Origin of the sequence: Nonomuraea sp. NPDC048826 (assembly GCF_043198225.1) — a bacterium.
GTDB lineage: Bacteria > Actinomycetota > Actinomycetes > Streptosporangiales > Streptosporangiaceae > Nonomuraea.
In genome coordinates this window covers 453360-469642 of sequence record NZ_JBICUQ010000007.1, presented here as the reverse complement: position 1 = coordinate 469642, position 16283 = coordinate 453360, and the positions used below count along the sequence as shown (strand labels likewise).

General features: G+C 71.8%; 14 protein-coding genes. 8 read left to right on the top strand and 6 right to left on the bottom strand.

Annotated elements, in window-relative coordinates; genetic code table 11:
- Window positions 1-3: 3 nt before the first annotated feature.
- Complete coding sequence (locus tag ACGFI7_RS27065; RefSeq protein WP_393409420.1) at window positions 4-1890, top strand: ABC transporter ATP-binding protein; 1887 nt, start codon at window positions 4-6, stop codon at window positions 1888-1890.
- Here ACGFI7_RS27065 and ACGFI7_RS27060 read toward each other — a convergent pair.
- Window positions 1862-2746, bottom strand: a complete 885-nt coding sequence (locus ACGFI7_RS27060; RefSeq protein WP_393409418.1) for a sulfotransferase family protein — start codon at window positions 2744-2746, stop codon at window positions 1862-1864. The two genes, ACGFI7_RS27065 and ACGFI7_RS27060, sit on opposite strands and share 29 nt — an antisense overlap.
- Window positions 2747-2776: 30 nt before the next feature.
- On the opposite strand from ACGFI7_RS27060, the gene ACGFI7_RS27055 reads away from it, so the two are divergent.
- Together ACGFI7_RS27055 and ACGFI7_RS27050 are read left to right on the top strand one after the other, a co-directional pair.
- Complete coding sequence (locus tag ACGFI7_RS27055) at window positions 2777-3703, top strand: LD-carboxypeptidase (protein ID WP_393409417.1); 927 nt, start codon at window positions 2777-2779, stop codon at window positions 3701-3703.
- Between the two features lie 40 nt (window positions 3704-3743).
- The gene (locus ACGFI7_RS27050) at window positions 3744-4607 is read left to right on the top strand and encodes a hypothetical protein (protein WP_393409416.1); all 864 of its coding nucleotides are present in this window, start codon (window positions 3744-3746) and stop codon (window positions 4605-4607) included.
- A gap of 1 nt (window position 4608) precedes the next feature.
- Here ACGFI7_RS27050 and ACGFI7_RS27045 read toward each other — a convergent pair whose 3' ends face one another.
- Window positions 4609-6372: a glycoside hydrolase family 15 protein gene (locus tag ACGFI7_RS27045; protein ID WP_393409415.1), complete on the bottom strand. Its 1764-nt coding sequence runs from the start codon at window positions 6370-6372 to the stop codon at window positions 4609-4611.
- 15 nt (window positions 6373-6387) lie between these two features.
- On the bottom strand, window positions 6388-6990 hold the full coding sequence (locus ACGFI7_RS27040) for a YitT family protein (protein WP_393409414.1): 603 nt from the start codon (window positions 6988-6990) through the stop codon (window positions 6388-6390).
- 63 nt (window positions 6991-7053) lie between these two features.
- Between ACGFI7_RS27040 and ACGFI7_RS27035 the strand changes: the two genes are divergently transcribed.
- Window positions 7054-8484, top strand: coding sequence for a PLP-dependent aminotransferase family protein (locus ACGFI7_RS27035; RefSeq protein WP_393409412.1), 1431 nt, complete (start codon window positions 7054-7056; stop codon window positions 8482-8484).
- Between the two features lie 3 nt (window positions 8485-8487).
- Here the strand turns inward: ACGFI7_RS27035 and ACGFI7_RS27030 are convergent, their stop codons facing one another.
- A complete protein-coding gene (locus ACGFI7_RS27030; protein ID WP_393409411.1) occupies window positions 8488-9096 on the bottom strand; it encodes a trimeric intracellular cation channel family protein in 609 nt (202 codons plus the stop codon).
- Window positions 9097-9106: 10 nt separating this feature from the next.
- Window positions 9107-10597, bottom strand: coding sequence for a peptide MFS transporter (locus ACGFI7_RS27025; RefSeq protein ID WP_393409409.1), 1491 nt, complete (start codon window positions 10595-10597; stop codon window positions 9107-9109).
- Between the two features lie 136 nt (window positions 10598-10733).
- On the opposite strand from ACGFI7_RS27025, the gene ACGFI7_RS27020 reads away from it, so the two are divergent.
- From ACGFI7_RS27020 to ACGFI7_RS27010, 3 genes are all read left to right on the top strand, one after another.
- Window positions 10734-12569: an AMP-dependent synthetase/ligase gene (locus ACGFI7_RS27020; protein WP_393409407.1), complete on the top strand. Its 1836-nt coding sequence runs from the start codon at window positions 10734-10736 to the stop codon at window positions 12567-12569.
- A gap of 69 nt (window positions 12570-12638) precedes the next feature.
- Window positions 12639-13526 (top strand): hypothetical protein, encoded by an 888-nt coding sequence (locus ACGFI7_RS27015; RefSeq protein WP_393409405.1) that lies wholly within the window; start codon window positions 12639-12641, stop codon window positions 13524-13526.
- Window positions 13527-13654: 128 nt separating this feature from the next.
- Window positions 13655-14137, top strand: coding sequence for a hypothetical protein (locus tag ACGFI7_RS27010; protein WP_393409403.1), 483 nt, complete (start codon window positions 13655-13657; stop codon window positions 14135-14137).
- 42 nt (window positions 14138-14179) lie between these two features.
- On the opposite strand, the gene ACGFI7_RS27005 is transcribed toward ACGFI7_RS27010, so the two are convergent.
- Entirely contained in the window at window positions 14180-14929 is a 750-nt protein-coding gene (locus tag ACGFI7_RS27005; protein WP_393409401.1) for a carbon-nitrogen hydrolase family protein, read from the bottom strand.
- Window positions 14930-15058: 129 nt separating this feature from the next.
- On the opposite strand from ACGFI7_RS27005, the gene ACGFI7_RS27000 reads away from it, so the two are divergent.
- On the top strand, window positions 15059-16222 hold the full coding sequence (locus tag ACGFI7_RS27000; RefSeq protein ID WP_393409399.1) for a pyridoxal phosphate-dependent aminotransferase: 1164 nt from the start codon (window positions 15059-15061) through the stop codon (window positions 16220-16222).
- The last annotated feature ends 61 nt before the right edge of the window (window positions 16223-16283 follow it).

Genomic DNA, 16283 nt, shown 5'->3' with positions numbered 1-16283 from the left:
TAGATGGCGATGATGGGCGGGGGCTTCGGCCCCCATGTATGGGCCTCGCTGCGTCGCGACGGCTCGGTGACCAAACAGCGACTCGCGCCCGGCACGGTGCGGCGGATCGCCGGCTACGCCTTGCCCTACCGCAGGCAGATCGCGGCGTTCCTGCTGCTCGTCGTGGCGGGCGCGGGCATCGTGGTGGCCAACCCGCTGCTCATGAAGGCCATCATCGACGACGGCATCCTGCCCAAGGACACCGGCGTGGTGATCGGTCTTGCGGTGGCCATCGCCGTGCTGGCGGTCGTCGACGCGGGGCTGACGCTGGTGCAGCGGTGGTTCTCCAGCCGCATCGGCGAGGGCCTGATCTACGACCTGCGCACCGAGGTGTTCGACCACGTGCAGCGGATGCCGGTGGCGTTCTTCACCCGCACCCAGACCGGGGCGCTGGTGTCGCGGCTCAACACCGACGTGATCGGCGCCCAGCGGGCGCTGACCAGCACGCTGTCGTCCGTGGTGTCCAACGTGGTCAGCCTCGTGCTGGTGCTGGGCGCCATGCTGGTGCTGTCGTGGCAGGTGACGCTGGTCGCGCTGGTGCTGCTGCCGATCTTCATCGGGCCCGCCAAGTGGGTGGGCCGCCGCATGTCCGCGCTGACCCGCGAGCAGATGCAGCTCGACGCCGAGATGAGCAGCGTCACCACCGAGCGGTTCAACGTCGCCGGCGCCATGGTGGCCAAGCTCTACGGCCGCCCCGAGGACGACGCCGCCATGTTCGGCGAGCGGGCCGCCCGGGTGCGCGACATCGGGGTCAAGGTCGGCATGTACGGCACCGTGTTCCGGGTGGCGCTCGGCCTGGTCGCAGCCCTGGCGACGGCCCTGGTGTACGGGGTCGGCGGCGTGCTGGCCGTGTCCGACGTGTTCGAGCTGGGCACGCTCGTGGCCCTGGCCGCGCTGCTCATGCGCCTGTACGGGCCGCTCACCTCGCTGTCGAACGTGCACGTCGACGTGATGACGGCCCTGGTCAGCTTCGACCGGGTCTTCGAGATCCTGGACCTCAAGCCGATGGTGGCCGAGCGGCCGGACGCCAGGCCGGTGCCCGGCGGCCCGGTCACGATCGAGTTCGACCAGGTGCGCTTCCACTACCCGTCGGCCGAGGAGGTGTCGCTGGCGTCCCTGGAGTCGGTCGCCAAGCCCGACACCGGCCCGTCGCCGCAGGTGCTCGACGGCGTGACCTTCACCGCCGCGCCCGGCCGGCTCATCGCCCTGGTCGGCCACTCAGGCGCCGGCAAGACCACGATCACCTCGCTGGTCTCCCGGCTCTACGACGTCACGGACGGGGCGGTCCGGATCAACGGCCTGGACGTGCGCGAGGCCACGCTCGCCTCGCTGCGCGACACCGTGGGCGTCGTCATGCAGGACCCCCACCTGTTCCACGACACGATCGCGGCCAACCTGCGCTACGCCCGTCCAGGCGCCACCGAGGACGAGATGTGGGCGGCGCTGCGGGCCGCGCAGATCGGCGAGCTGGTCGAGGCCCTGCCCGAGCAGCTGGAGACCGTGGTCGGCGAGCGCGGCTACCGGCTGTCCGGCGGCGAGAAGCAGCGTCTGGCGCTGGCCAGGCTGCTGCTGAAGGCGCCCCGGGTGGTCGTCCTCGACGAGGCGACCGCCCACCTGGACTCGGAGTCGGAGGCGGCCGTGCAGCAGGCGCTGAAGACCGCGCTGGCGGGCCGCACCTCGCTGGTGATCGCGCACCGGCTCTCCACGATCAGGGAGGCCGACGAGATCCTGGTCGTGCACGCCGGCCGGATCGCCGAACGCGGCCGTCACGAGGACCTGCTGGAGCGCGGCGGGCTGTACGCCGAGCTCTACCGCACCCAGTTCAGCTCGTCAGGTAGCCCAGCCGGGTGAGCTCCTGGCGGGCCACCTTCTCCACCAGCTCGGCGTCCGCCGTACGCAGCCGGGTGCGCCATTCGCCCACCCGGGGCGCCCGCGGCCCGTACAGGGCCACCTTCGGCACCCGCGTCTCCAGGAACTCCGACAGCCGGGCGGCCTCTTGGGCGGGCTTGAGCGCCAGGTCCTCGTACCGGACCGTGATGAGCTGGTCGTCCGGCAGGTCCTTGCGGAGCGTCGCGTTCAGCCGCACCGCGCTGCGCCAGCGCAGTGCGCTCTTGCCCGCCACCGGCATGGTCTTCCAGCGGTCGCGGTGCTCGTCGCGGTTGACGCCGAGGAACGCGTTGGGGAACTCGGTGTCGATCGGGAACATCACGGGCTTGAACCAGGCCAGGCAGGCGGGGTCGTCCAGCATGTCGGCGGTGACGTCGCGGCCGTCGCGGATGAGCTGCACGAACCGCGCGTCGGGGAAGGCGCGCAGCAGCACCGGCACGGAGTAGAGCAGGTCGGGGCTGGCGTCGCCGAACCGGGTCACCTCGCCGGCCGCCACGCACGGGCCGGTGCTCGTCACGCCGCCCGCCTCGCGGCAGGCGTCGGAGCACAGCCCGCACGAGCCGTCGAGCAGTTGCCACGACTCGGCCAGCGCGTCGCGCAGCACCCGCACCGCGCCCGAGGTGCCGCCGATCGACGGCCGGCGGGCGAAGGCGTACACCACGTGGGCCACGCAGGCGCGGCCCGTCGTCACGTGGAAGCCGGGCGCCCGCTTGAGGGCGCGCGCCACCAGGTCCGTGCCCGAGTGCGGGGCGCCGACCAGGAACACCGGCCTGCGGACCTTGATGCCGTTGACCACGAGGATGTGGGGCGGAAGTCGCATACGAGAGGTAAGTGTGACACCGTTTTCCGGGTGATAGAGACAACCGGATTTTCGCACCACGATGCCACGGTCGCCGTCGTCTCCCCGTCAGGCCCGGCGGACCCGGCCCTGCTCAGGCGGGGGGTCGAGCGGCTGGAGGGGCTCGGCATGAAAGTGGTCGTCGGCCCGCACGCGCTCGACCGCCAGGATCTGCCCTATCTGGCGGGGGAGGACGCGGCGCGGGCGGGCGACCTGCAGGCGGCGTGGTGCGACCCGGCGGTGTCGGCGGTGTTCTGCGCCAGGGGCGGCTACGGCGCGGGCCGGCTGCTCGGCCTGCTCGACTGGGACGCGATGCGCGCCGCCGGGCCGAAGGTGCTCGTCGGCTCCAGCGACGTCACCGCGCTGCACCAGGCCTTCGCCGTGGAGCTGGGCGTGCCCACCCTGCACGGGCCGATGCCCGGCAACGTGCTGCTGGGCGGCGAGCACGGCCCGGATGGAGGCCCCGAGCCGGTCACCTGGGACCGCCTGCTGACGGCGCTGTCCGGCGCTCCCGGCACGGTGACGGGCGATCGGGTGCTGGTGCCCGGCCGGGCCGAGGGGGTGCTGACCGGCGGTAATCTGTCGCTGCTCGCCTCGCTCTGCGGCACGCGCCACCAACCGTCGTTCGACGGCCGGATCGGGTTCCTGGAAGACATCGGGGAGGAGCCCTACCGCATCGACCGCATGCTCACCCAGCTGCTTCAGGCGGGGGTGTTCGCGGGGGTGCGGGGGATCGCGCTGGGGTCGTGGGTCGACTGCGGTGATCCCTACCCGGTGCTCCGCGACCGGCTGGAGCCGCTCGGGGTGCCGGTCGTCGCGGGGCTTCCGGTGGGCCATGGATCACCCCAGATGAGTGTGTGGCTTGGGGCTCTTGGGGCTATTGATACCGAATCGTGCTCCCTGACCGGCCCGTACTGGAACGAGGAGCAGGCAAGGTAGGACGAGAAAGGGACGAAACCGACAGAAGGGACACGGGCGCGTGTCATTCTCCGAACGTGACCGGGAGCCCGTGCGCCGCTCGGCCGAGGACGTCGACCTCGACTCGCTGCTGGCGCTCGTCGCCGAGTCCCTCGGCTACACCTGCGCGTTCGCCGCCGACGGCGCGTCCCTGAGCTTGAGCGGCCCGCGCGACATCCGGGTCAGGCTGGCGGGGCTGCGCCGCGAGGCCGGCCGGCGGGCCCGCGAGGACTGGCCGACACTGGTCTCCGAGCACCTCGCGCACGCCGTCGCCGGCGGCCCGCTCGACTACTGCGACCTGGAGCAGGTCCGGCCGCTGCTGGCCACCCGGGTGGAGTCGGCGGACGAGGTGGCCGACCCGGCCCGCGTGGTGGGCCGCCACCTCAACGGCGACCTGCTGGAGCTGCTCACCGTCGGCGACCGCCCGGTCCGGCCGGAGGAGGCCGGCTGCTGGCCGGTGCCCGCCGCGCGGGCGCTGGAGCTGGCCGTGTCCAACACACGGCGCGGGGAGCGGCTGACGGTCGAGTCCATCGAGCTGTCCGGCACCCCGGTCACCCGGCTCACGGCGGCCACCCCGGCCGCCGCCACTCACCTGCGCTGGCTGGAGGAGTATCTTCCGGTGCCGGCCGACGGGGTGCTCGCCGTGCTGCCCGACCCGTACACCCTGCTCGTCCACCCCGTCGACGGGATCGGCGTGGTGCGCGCGATCGAACGGCTGCGCGTGCACGCGGCCCGCACCGGCGGGCTCAGCTCCCAGGTCTACTGGTGGCACGACGGCCGGCTCGCGCTCATCAAGGCGGACATCGAGCTGCGGCAGGGCCAGACGAGGCTGGTCGTGGCCCCGCCGCCGGAGTTCGCCAAGGTGCTCGCCAGACTGGCCGTGTGAGTCACAACAGCTTCGTCAGCGCCCGGGCCGCGTGGATCAGCGGCACGTGCGAGAACGCCTGCGGGAAGTTGCCGACCAGCCTGCCGTAGCGCGGGTCGTACTCCTCGGCCAGCAGCCCGACGTCGTTGCGGAGCGCCAGCAGCCGGTTGAACAGCTCCGCCGCCTCGTCCTTGCGCCCCTGCATGGCCATGACCTCGACGAGCCAGAAGCTGCACGCCAGGAACGCGCCCTCGCCGCCGGGCAGCCCGTCGACGTGGTTGGTGTCGGCCACCGGGTAGCGCAGCACGAAGCCGTCGTCCATCAGCTCCTTCTCGATCGCCGCGACCGTGCCGGTCACCCGCGGGTCGTCGATCGGCAGGAACCCGAGCATGGGCATGAGCAGCAGGGCCGCGTCCAGCTCGCGGGAGCCGTAGGACTGGGTGAAGGTGTTGCGGTCGGGGTCGAAGCCCTTGTCGCAGATCTCGTCGTGCATCTTGTCGCGCATCGCCCGCCACCGGTCGGCGGGGCCGGTGCGGTCGAACCGCTCGACGTACTTGACCGCGCGGTCCATCGCCACCCAGCACATCATCTTCGAGTGCACGAAGTGGCGGCGCGGCCCGCGCACCTCCCACAGGCCCTCGTCGGGCTCGTCCCAGTGCTCCTCCACGTAGTCGAGCAGCTGCCGCTGGATCGACCAGGCCCGCTCGTCGGGGGTCAGGCCGGAGGTGCGGGCGAGGTAGAGGCAGTTCATCACCTCGCCGTACACGTCGAGCTGGAGCTGGTCGACGGCCTGGTTGCCGATCCGGACCGGGCGGGAGCCCTCGTAGCCGTCGAGCCAGTCGAGCTCCAGCTCGGGCAGCCGGCGCTCGCCCGCGACCCCGTACATGATCTGCAGGTCCTGCGGCCGGCCCGCGATCGCGCGCAGCAGCCAGGCCCGCCACGCGGCGGCCTCCTCCAGGTAGCCGGCGCCGATCAGCGCGTCCAGCGTCAAGGTGGCGTCGCGCAGCCAGCAGAAGCGGTAGTCCCAGTTGCGCACGCCGCCGATGTCCTCCGGCAGGGAGGTGGTGGGCGCGGCCACGATGCCGCCCGTGGGGGCGTACGTGAGCGCCTTGAGCGTGATCAGCGAGCGGATCACGGCCTCGCGCCACGGCCCCTCGTGGGTGCAGGTGTCGACCCACTCGCGCCACATGGCCTCGGTCTGGACGAGCTGGTCGTCGCACTGGATCTGCGGCGGCATCGGCTCGTGCGACGGGTGCCAGGTGAAGACGAACGGCAGCCGGTCGCCCGCCTTCACCTCGAAGTTGGCCACGTGCGCGTAGTCGCCGCCGCGCAGCGGGATGGGGGAGTGCAGCCAGACCGAGTCGGGGCCGCCGACGGCCTGCAGGTGGCCGCCGTTGCGGCGCATCCACGGCACGATCCGGCCGTAGTCGAAACGGACCCGCAGGTGGGTGGACATCTCGACGGTGCCCGACACCCCCTCGACGATGCGGACCACGTCGGGGTTGACGTCACGGGCCGGCATGAAGTCGATCACCCGCACGGTGCCCGTGGGGGTGTCCCACTCGCTCTCCAGGATCAGCGTGTCAGGACGGTAGCGGCGCCGGTCGGCCGGCCGCCTCCCGACGGGGCCGATCCACCAGTGCCCGTTGCGGTCGTTGCCGAGCAGGGCGGCGAAGCAGGCGGGGGAGTCGAACCTGGGCAGGCAGAGCCAGTCGATGGAGCCGTCTCTCCCGACCAGTGCCGCCGACTGCATGTCACCGATGAGCGCGTAGTCCTCGATCCGCATGTCATGACACTAGCCTCAATCCAGCGGGAACCAGCGGGTGAAGAGCTGGGTCAGGGGGCCGATGGCGAGGGCGAAGGCGAGGGTGCCGAGCCCCACCGTGCCGCCGAGCAGCCATCCGGCGGCCAGTACGGTGATCTCGATGAGAAACCGGCTCAGCCGGACCGAGAGCCCGAGCCGCATCAGGCCGGTCATGACGCCGTCGCGCGGCCCGGCCCCCATTCCCGCGCCGATGTACAGGACGGTGGCCAGCGCGATGGACGTGACGGCGAGCGCGACGTAGAGCCAGCTGACGGCGAGGTGCCCGGACGCGGGCACCAGGTGGAGCGCGAGGTCGGCGAAGACGCCGACGAAGATGACGTTGCTGATCGTGCCGAACCCGGGCCGCTGCCGCAGCGGGATCCAGAACAGCATGACCAGCGCCCCGACGATGATGATCATTGTTCCGACGGTCAGGCCGGTGCGCAGCGCGGCGCCCTGGTGGAAGACGTCCCAGGGGCCGTTGCCGAGGCCCGACCGTATCTGCAGCCCGATGCCGGCCCCGTAGAGCGCCAGGCCGCCGTAGAGGCGGACCAGGCGGGCGGGGAGGGAACCGGCGTGCGGGATTGTCGCTTCACTCATGATGGGCCCACCGTGGCACAGGGCCGGTTTGCCAATACAGAGCCAATCGCGAAAAGTGGCCTTATGAGGTTCTTCTCGGCCGGTCAGCTGGCCCGGCTCGTCGACGTCGACCCGCACGCCAGGCCCTACTACCGGGCGCTCGCCGAGGCGATGCGCGCCGCCGTCATGGGCGGGCAGATCCCGGTCCGGGTACGCATGCCGGCCGAACGCGACCTGGCCAGGACGCTCGGCGTCAGCCGCACCACCGTGACCGCCGCCTACGACCTGCTCCGCGAGCGCGGCTTCCTGGAGAGCCGGCAGGGCTCGGGGAGCTGGACCGCGCTGCCCGACCCGGCCGTCACCGCCGACAACCCGTGGCTGGCCGTCGACGGCGAGGGCCTCATCCAGCTGCACGCCGCCGCCCCGCCCGCCCCGTCCGCGCTGCGCGCGGCCATGCTGGAGGCCGTCGACGAGGTGCCCAGGTACGGCATGGGCAACGGCTACCACCCGCTCGGCCTGCCCGTCCTGCGGGAGGCGATCGCCGCCCGCTACACCGAGCGCGGCCTGGCCACCCGGCCCGAGCAGATCCTCGTCACCACCGGCTCCCAGCAGGCCATCGAGATCGTGTTCGGCGTGCTCGCAGGACCCGGTGACGCGATCCTGGTGGAGTCGCCCACCTACCCGCACGCCATCGACTCCGCCCGCCGGCTCGGCGCCCGCGTCGTGTCGGTCGGCGTCTCCTCCGGCGGCTGGCACGAGGACCTGGTCTCCAGCGCGATGCGGCAGGCCGGCGCCCGGCTCGCCTACCTCATGCCCGACTTCCAGAACCCCACCGGCGCGCTCATGGACGACGCCGCCCGGTCCGCCGTCGCCGGCACGGCCCGGCGGGCCGGCACGATCCTGCTCGTCGACGAGACCTGGGCCGAGCTGGCGCTGGACGAGGTGCCGCGCACCGCGCCGATGGCCGCCTTCGACACCGACGGCCGGGTGATCAGCATCGGCTCGGCCTCCAAGCTGTGGTGGGGCGGGCTGCGCATCGGCTGGATCCGCGCCACGGCCGCGCTGGCCCGCCGGATGGCGGGGCACCGGGCCTCGGTCGACATCGCCAGCCCGGTGCTGGAGCAGCTCGTCGTGGCCGCCCTGTTCGGCCGCCTGGCGGAGACCAGGGCGGAGCGCCGCCGCAGGCTGCTCGCCTCACGCGACGCCCTCGTGGCCGAGCTGCGCGAACGGCTGCCGGCCTGGGAGTTCACGGTGCCGCCCGGCGGCGGCACGCTCTGGATCCGGCTGGACTCCGGCTCGGCCGTCTCCCTCGCCGAGGCCGCCGCCTGCCACGGTGTACGGATCGCGCCAGGCCCCTGGTTCGGCCTGGAGGGCACGCTGGACGGCTATCTGCGGCTGCCCTTCACCCAGCCGCCCCAGGTGCTGCGGGAGGCGGTCGCCCGGCTGGAGACGGCCCGGCGCCTGGGCCTGACCGGGGCCGTGAGGGTGCCCGACGCGCTCAGCCCGATGGTGTGAGCCTCATTCGCTGACGCCGCGGGCCAGCGGAGCGCGCCAGTTCAGCCGCATCGCGGCGATGCGCAGCCCGAAGGCCAGCACCGCCGCGCCCAGCGCGACCGGCCAGCCGGTCAGCCCGGCCCACGACATGACGGCCAGCGCCGCCGAGCCGACCAGGGCCGGGACCGCGTACAGCTGCCTGTCGTACAGCAGGGTCGGGATCTCGCCCGCCAGCAGGTCGCGCAGCATGCCGCCGCCCACGGCGGTGATGGCGCCGAGCAGGGTGGCGTGCAGCGGGCTGAGCCCGTACTCCAGCGCCTTGGCGGTCCCCACCGCGCAGAACAGGCCGAGCCCCGCGGCGTCCAGCACCAGGATGGCCGGCATCACCCGGGTCACGTGCGGATGCCAGAAGAACACCACCGCGGTCGCCGCCACCGGCACCAGCACGTACCCCACGCTCAGGAAGGCCACCGGGGTGACGTTCAGCATCAGGTCGCGCATGATGCCGCCGCCGAGCGCGGTGATCTCCGCGAGCACGGCCATGCCGACGACGTCCAGGCGCTTGCGCACCCCCATGAGCGCGCCGGTGAGCGCGAACACGAAGATGCCCGCGAAGTCGAAGAGTTCAGCCACGCAGGATTGTCTATCGGATCGGCGGCACGGCGGGCGCATGGTGCTCGGCCATCATCGCGCGCAGCTTGCGGGAGAACATGAACAGCGCCAGCCCCGCGATGATCGCCATCGCGGCCAGCAGCAGGTAGTAGGCCGGCTCCGACATCACCTCGCTGAGCCGCCCGGTCTGGCCGCCGATCGCGTCGCCCACCGACACCGCGATGAACCAGACGCCCAGCATCTGCCCCTTGAACGCGCGCGGCGCCAGCTTGGTCGTCACCGACAGGCCCACCGGGCTGAGCGACAGCTCGCCGAAGACCTGGATCAGGTAGACCAGCACCAGCCACCACACCGACACCCGGCCGCTCTCCGCCAGGTTGGCCGCGAGCGCCATGACGACGAAGCTCAGCCCGACCATGACCAGCGCGAAGGCGAACTTCTGGGCGGTGCTCACCCGGTTGCCGAGCTTCACCCAGAGCGCGGCGAACACCGGCACGAAGATCATGATGAACAGCGGGTTGAACGACTGGGTGGTGGCCGCCTGGATCGGGATGCCGAACAGCGACAGGTCGGTGTTGTTCTCGGCGAAGAACAGCAGCTTGCTGGGCGCCAGGTCGTAGATCATCCAGAAGATCGCGGCGGCGGCGAACAGCCAGATGTAGGCCTTCATCCTGGACCGCTCGTCCTCGGTCAGGTCGTGCGCGCCCAGCATGATGTAGGCGAAGTAGGCGATCGGCACCGCCACGATCACCACCGTCATCACCACGGTGAACCGGCTGAGCGTGAACGTGCCGGTCGCCGCCCAGACGCCGAGCGCGATCGCGACCGCGGCCACCGTCGCCGCGGTCAGGAGCCCGGCCCGCCGCAGCTCGCGGGGCGTCAGCGGCATCCCCGGCCGCTCGCCCACCCCGCGCAGGCTGCTCCGGCCGCCGATCGCGTACTGCAGCAGGCCGAGCGCCATGCCGACCGCCGCGGCGCCGAAGCCGAGATGCCAGCGGTCGCCGGAGGCCAGCCAGCCCACCACGATCGGCGCGAAGAACGCGCCCAGGTTGATGCCCAGGTAGAACAGCGAGAAGCCGGCGTCCCTGCGCGCGTCGTCGTCCTCCGGGTACAGCTTGCCCACCATGACCGAGATGTTGGGCTTGAGCAGCCCGGTGCCCAGGATGATCAGCAGCAGGCCGAGCCAGACGAAGACCGCCGAGGGCACCGGCAGCGCCATGCTGATGTGGCCGCACATGATGACGAACCCGCCCCAGAACACCGACCGGCGCGGCCCGAGGATCCTGTCCGCGATCCACCCGCCGGGCAGCGCCACCAGGTAGATCAGCGCGCCGTAGATGCCGATCACGGCCTGGGCGGTCTGCTCGGACAGGCCCAGCCCCTGGCTGGCCGGGGAGGCGATCATGAACGACGCCAGGATGGCACGCAGCCCGTACCAGCTGAACCGCTCCCACATCTCGGTCCCGAACAACGTCGCCAGGCCCCACGGGTGACCGAAGAATGTCTTGCCGCCGTTGCTCATCCGTGTCCCCCTGGTCACGTGGCGCGTGTGAATCATCACTTTACGTGACGGTCGGCTCAAACCCTTGTCGCTACCCGCGCCTTATGGTGCGATGCAAGCCAGCTGCGCAAGTGATTACTGACTGGAGGCGGGTGCCATGGCCGACATCCTGGAGGTGCGAGCCGAGATCGAGCGTTCGATCGAGGGGCTTACTCTCTGCGAGCAGCTGAGAAAGGCGGCCGAACAGTACGCGGAGGCGCCCGCCTACTCCGATCCCGAGGGCGACGGGTGGGCCACCCTCACCTACGCGCAGGCCCGGCGGCGCGTGCTGGAGATCGCGGCCGGCTTCGCGGCCCTGGGGCTGGAGCCCGGCGACGCGGTCGCGCTCATGATGATCAACCGGAGCGAGCACGTGCTCGCCGACCTCGGCGCCGTGCACGCGGGCGGCGTCGGCTGCACCATCTACGGCACGTTCGCGCCCGACCAGATCGCCTTCGTCGCCGGTGACGTGGCCGCCAAGATCGCGGTGATCGGCGGGCCCGCCGAGCTGGCCCGCTGGGAGCCCGTGCTGGACCGGCTGCCCGAGCTGCGGAAGATCATCATGCTGGAGGGGGCGCCGGACGACGACCGCTTCCTGTCCTGGCAGGACTTCCTCGACCTGGGCCGGTCCAGGCTGGAGGCCGACCCGGCCGCGGTCGACGCCCGCTGGCAGGCGGTCACCGCCGACGACCCCGTCACCGTCCTCTACACCTCGGGCACGACCGGGCAGCCGAAGGGCGTCCCGCTCACCCACGCCAACGTGTTCTACGAGGTGGCCTGCACCGACCGGATGGCCGACCTGCCCGTGCAGGGCACCCAGATCTCCTACCTCACGTACGCGCACATCGCCGAGCGGGTGCTCAGCCTCTACCTGCCGCTGGTGAAGATCTCCCACGTCTACTTCTGCACCGACCTGGCCAACCTCGGCGCCACCCTCGGGCAGGTCAGGCCGGTGATGTTCTTCGGCGTGCCGCGCGTCTGGGAGAAGATGATGGCCCGGCTGCTCGCCGTCATGTCCACCCAGCCGGAGGAGCAGCAGGAGGCGGTCCGCCAGGCCATGGCCGCCGGCGTCGCCTGGGTGGAGGCCGGTCAGTACGGCCACACCATGACGCCGGAGATCGAGGCCGCGTTCGAGAAGGCCGACAGCTCGCTGCTGTCGATCGTCCGCGGCATGATCGGGTTCGACCGCGCGCAGTGGACCGCCACCGGCGCCGCGCCGCTCGCCGGCGAGGTGCAGCGCTTCTTCGCCGGCCTCGGGCTGAAGGTCATCGACGTGTACGGGATGACCGAGACGACCGGGGCGTTCACCGGCAACGCACCCAGCAGCTACCGCCTGGGCACCGTCGGCCAGGCCGAGCCGGGCGTCGAGGTGCGCATCGCCGAGGACGGCGAGATCCTCACCCGCAGCCCGCTCAACACCCGGGGCTACCTCAACCGGCCCGAGGCCACCGCCGACCTCGTCGACGCCGACGGCTGGCTGCACACCGGCGACATCGGCACCGTCGACGAGGACGGCTTCTACCGGGTGGTCGACCGCAAGAAGGAGCTGATCATCACGGCCGGCGGCGAGAACATCTCGCCCGCCGAGATCGAGAACCACCTCAAGGAGCACCCGCTGATCGGCCAGGCACTCGCCTACGGCGACCGCCGGCCCCACCCGGTGGCCGTCCTCACCCTCGACGCCGAGATCGCCCCCGGCTGGGCCCAGTCGCGCGGCATCACCTACAGCTCGCTCGCCGAACTGGCCGAGCACCCCGACGTGCTGAAGGAGGTCGGCAGCGCCGTCGAGACGGCCAACGCCAAGCTGGCCAGGGTGCAGCAGGTCAAGAAGTGGGCGCTGCTGGGCACCGAGTGGACCCCCGAGACCGAGGAGCTGACGCCCAGCCTCAAGCTCAAGCGGCGGGTGGTGCACAGCAAGTACGCCGACCTGATCGAGGGTTTGTACACCGATTGAGCTGGTTTTGCCAATCGGGGCGTGTGTCGTGGCACTGGTCATGACCGGGCGGTTCCTACCGTCTTGCGCATGACCAGATGCCTTCTTCTCGCCTCGCTCACGGCGGCGGCGCTGTGCGTGCCCGCACCCGCGTCAGGGTCCGTCGCCGACGAGCCCGTCATCAGGGAGATCACCGTACGGCCCGCCGCGCCCGTCGTCGGGGCCGCGGACAGCGTCCGGCTCGTGATCGACGTGGTCGCACGGGGCGTGCGCGGGCGGCACGGCGTCGCCGTCCAGGTCGAGCCGGGCGCGCCGCCGGAGCGTGAGCTCGGCGACCGGCGCCCCGACAGCCGGCCCGACAGCCGGCCCGACAGCCGCCCGCCGGGTGAGGAGCGCGAGCGGCTCCTGCCCGTGCACGAGGACGAGCCCGATCTCGACGAGCCGGGGTTCGGCGCCTACTGGGCGGACGGGGACGAGTCCGGTGCGGCGAAGTCGGGCCGGGTCATCCCGGCCAGGATGACCTCCCGGCTGGTCACCGGCGGCTGGCAGACCTGGCGCTTCCTGCCCGACAAGCGGCTCGACCGCTACTACCCGGCCGGCACCTGGACCGTGCGCGTGACGGCGAAGGGCGCCGGGGGAGCGGAGGTGACCGAGTACGCCTCGTTCGAGCTCAGGCGGGAGACCAGGCTGTCGGCGGTGCGGGCCGAGCGCGACGGCGGCAGCGTCCGGCTGAGCGGCCGCCTGAAGAGGCTGGACCCGCGCGGTCTCGGCGGGTACGCGCCGTTCCGCGGGCAGCGTGTCCAGCTCCTCTGGCGGCGGGACGACACGGCAGGCTGGGAACGCGCCGCCGAGGCCACCACCACCGCCGCGGGCGTCTTCTCCCGGACCGTGAGCGGCCGCAGGGGCGGCGAGTGGCGCGTCCACTTCCCGGGGACCGGGCACTACGCGGCGGACGAGGCGCGGGCGCGCGTGAGCTGAGGCGGCCGTTCATGGTCGTTGCGGAATCGTGATCGGCTTTACTGCAACTTTTCCTGACATTTACCCGTCATTGGCGATGGCGCGCTCTGTCGGGGGCGCGTCCTCCTACGGGGAAGGAAGTCACGTTCATGATGCGACGACTCGCCGCCGGACTGGCCGCGGCCGCCGCGGGCGCCGCGGTGCTCGCGGGCTCGGCCACGCCCGCCCTGGCCGACGCGCCCGGCCGCACCCGCCTGCAGGTCGACGTCAACCCGGAGCCGGCCTGGCGCGGCCAGCCGCTGTCGATCAAGGGCAAGCTCTCGGTGAAGTGCGACGAGGATTACATCGACGGCTTCGTCTCGGTGCACTACGCCGATCACTGCGACGAGGAGGGCACCTGGCACCAGCTCGGCTGGAAGCGGATCGTCATCCTCTTCAAGCCGGCGGGCAGCGGCCGCTGGGAGCACGTCGACACGGTCAAGACCTACCGCAACGGCTATTTCGGCACCAAGGTCCCGGCCCGTTCGTCCGGCACCTGGCGCGCGGTCTTCGAGGGCTCCCGGCACCTGGCGCCCTCCGAGGACACCGACTGGGTGAAGGTCATCGGCCACCGTCACCGTCACCACCACTGAGCGGTGGCGGATCGCCCGGCCTCCTGCGGGAAGCCGGGCGATCTACTTTGTAAAGGCGAAGCTCCGGTCGGCCCGGTTGCGGCGGAAGCTGCCCAGCCGCTCGAAGTCCAGCTCGTACGCGGCGACGGCGGACGGCCGGGCGGTGAAGAACCCCGCCCCGTCGGCCGGTGACGGGTTCGCCAGCCCGGTCACCCCGGCGCAGGGCTGCCCGTGGTAGTCGGCCTCGTGATGCCAGTCGCAGACCGCCACGTACGTCATGAACTCGTACGCCCTGGCCACGCTCATGTGCTGCCACAGGCTGCGCGCCGGGCCTGGCGTCGGCCACTGCGTCACCGAGAACGCGGGCACCACCACCACGTCGGCCGGCGGGCCGGCCAGGCTCCCGGAGTACCACAGGTCGGCGCAGAGCAGCACGCGCACGCGTCGCCCGCCCACCTCGAAGCCGACCCCGGCCGGGGCGGGCACGACCCCGTCGCGCCGCTCGACCCCGTACGGGTGGGCCTTGCCGTACTCGGCCAGCACCTCGCCGCCGGGGGAGACGGCCAGCCCGCGGTTGACCGTGCCCGTTCCGCCGGGGGTGTAGTGCGAGCCGCCCACGACGACGGCGCCGGTCCGCGCGGCCAGCCCGCGCAGCCGCTCCAGGTACTCCTCGGGCGGCAGCCTGGAGCCGGCCAGTTCGGGGAGGACCACCAGGTCGGCGGGCGGAGCGCCGGCCAGCAGCGTCTCGGCGGCGCCGAGGTTGGCGTGGCCGTCGGGGGACCAGCGGGAGGGCTGTACGAGGAGGATCCGCACGAATCCGCTCCTTCGGGGTTTTTCCCGCATCATGCCAGGCGGCCGGGTGACGCCCTCGCAGGGGCCGCTGAACCGGCCCGGTCGATCGCGCGTACCTCCTCACGTTCGGTCAGGTGCCATGGAGGTGTCGTGGAGCTCAGCCTTCTGCGCGCGCAGGCGCACAGCCCGTCGTACTTCTCGTTGCTGCGCGGCTCCGACGGCCAGCGTCCGCCGGTGGACTTCTGCATCCCGTGCAACCCGTACTTCCCGACGCCGGAGATCTTCGAGCACCTGGGGAGGAACCTGGAGACGATCCTGAAGTTCTACCCGAGCGACGCGGACACGATCACCGCCGAGCTGTCCTCCACGATGGGGCTGCACCCCAAGACCGTGGCCATGGGCAACGGCTCCACCGAGCTGATCACCTGGATCGACCACCTGCTGGTGCGCGAGAGCCTGGCGATCCCGATCCCCACCTTCGGCCGCTGGACCGACCAGCCGATGGAGACCGGCAAGCGGGTGGACATGTATCCGCTGCTGGAGAGCCGCAACTTCGCGCTCGACGTGAACGACTACGTGTCGTTCATCCGTACCCGCGGCTCCCGGGTCGCGGTCATCTGCAACCCGAACAACCCCGACGGCGGCTACCTGCCCAAGCACGAGGTGCTCCGCCTGCTCGACCGGCTCATCGACCTCGACCTGGTGATCGTGGACGAGTCGTTCGGCGACTTCGTGGACGCCGAGCCGTATCCCGGGGTGGCGGCGGAGGCGGCGGTGCGGCCGAACGTGATCGTGCTGCGCAGCCTCGGCAAGAACTTCGGGCTGCACGGCATCCGCTTCGGCTATCTGGTCGCCAACCCGGCGCTGGCCGGGAAGATCAGGGACGCGCTGCCCAAGTGGAACCTGAACTCGTTCGCCGAGGTCGTCGTGTTCATGATGAAGCAGTGCACCGCCGAGTACCAGGAGAGCCTGCGGCGGCTGGCCCAGGACCGGCGGGCCATGTACCAGCAGCTGTCGTGCATGCCGGAGCTGACGGTGTTCCCCTCGCAGGGCAACTTCCTGCTGGTGAAGCTGCCGCACGGGTTCGACGGGGTGCCGCTGCGCGACCACCTGCTCACCCAGCACGGCGTGTACGTCCGCGAGTGCGGCAACAAGCTGGGCACGACCAGCCAGTTCCTGCGGCTGGTGGTGCGGCCGCAGGAGGACGTGCGCCGGCTGCTGGTCGGCATGACGCAGTTCCTGTACTCGGGGAGCCTGCACGAGGTGCCGGTGATCGGGCTGCATCACCGCCGCCCGAATTCGCTGTCCGCCTGATGGGGGTGGGGCGCCGCCGCGCGAGCGAGTAGCATGTCGATCAAGCTGCTCGACGCGACAA

Excerpts from the sequence above, each read along its gene's own strand:
- ACGFI7_RS27020 (WP_393409407.1), top strand. The coding sequence starts at position 10,734 with ATGGCCGACATCCTGGAGGTGCGAGCCGAGATCGAGCGTTCGATCGAG.
- ACGFI7_RS27060 (WP_393409418.1), bottom strand. The coding sequence starts at position 2,746 with ATGCGACTTCCGCCCCACATCCTCGTGGTCAACGGCATCAAGGTCCGC.
- ACGFI7_RS27015 (WP_393409405.1), top strand. The coding sequence starts at position 12,639 with ATGACCAGATGCCTTCTTCTCGCCTCGCTCACGGCGGCGGCGCTGTGC.
- ACGFI7_RS27045 (WP_393409415.1), bottom strand. The coding sequence starts at position 6,372 with ATGCGGATCGAGGACTACGCGCTCATCGGTGACATGCAGTCGGCGGCA.
- ACGFI7_RS27035 (WP_393409412.1), top strand. The coding sequence starts at position 7,054 with ATGAGGTTCTTCTCGGCCGGTCAGCTGGCCCGGCTCGTCGACGTCGAC.
- ACGFI7_RS27040 (WP_393409414.1), bottom strand. The coding sequence starts at position 6,990 with ATGAGTGAAGCGACAATCCCGCACGCCGGTTCCCTCCCCGCCCGCCTG.
- ACGFI7_RS27010 (WP_393409403.1), top strand. The coding sequence starts at position 13,655 with ATGATGCGACGACTCGCCGCCGGACTGGCCGCGGCCGCCGCGGGCGCC.
- ACGFI7_RS27025 (WP_393409409.1), bottom strand. The coding sequence starts at position 10,597 with ATGAGCAACGGCGGCAAGACATTCTTCGGTCACCCGTGGGGCCTGGCG.
- ACGFI7_RS27065 (WP_393409420.1), top strand. The coding sequence starts at position 4 with ATGGCGATGATGGGCGGGGGCTTCGGCCCCCATGTATGGGCCTCGCTG.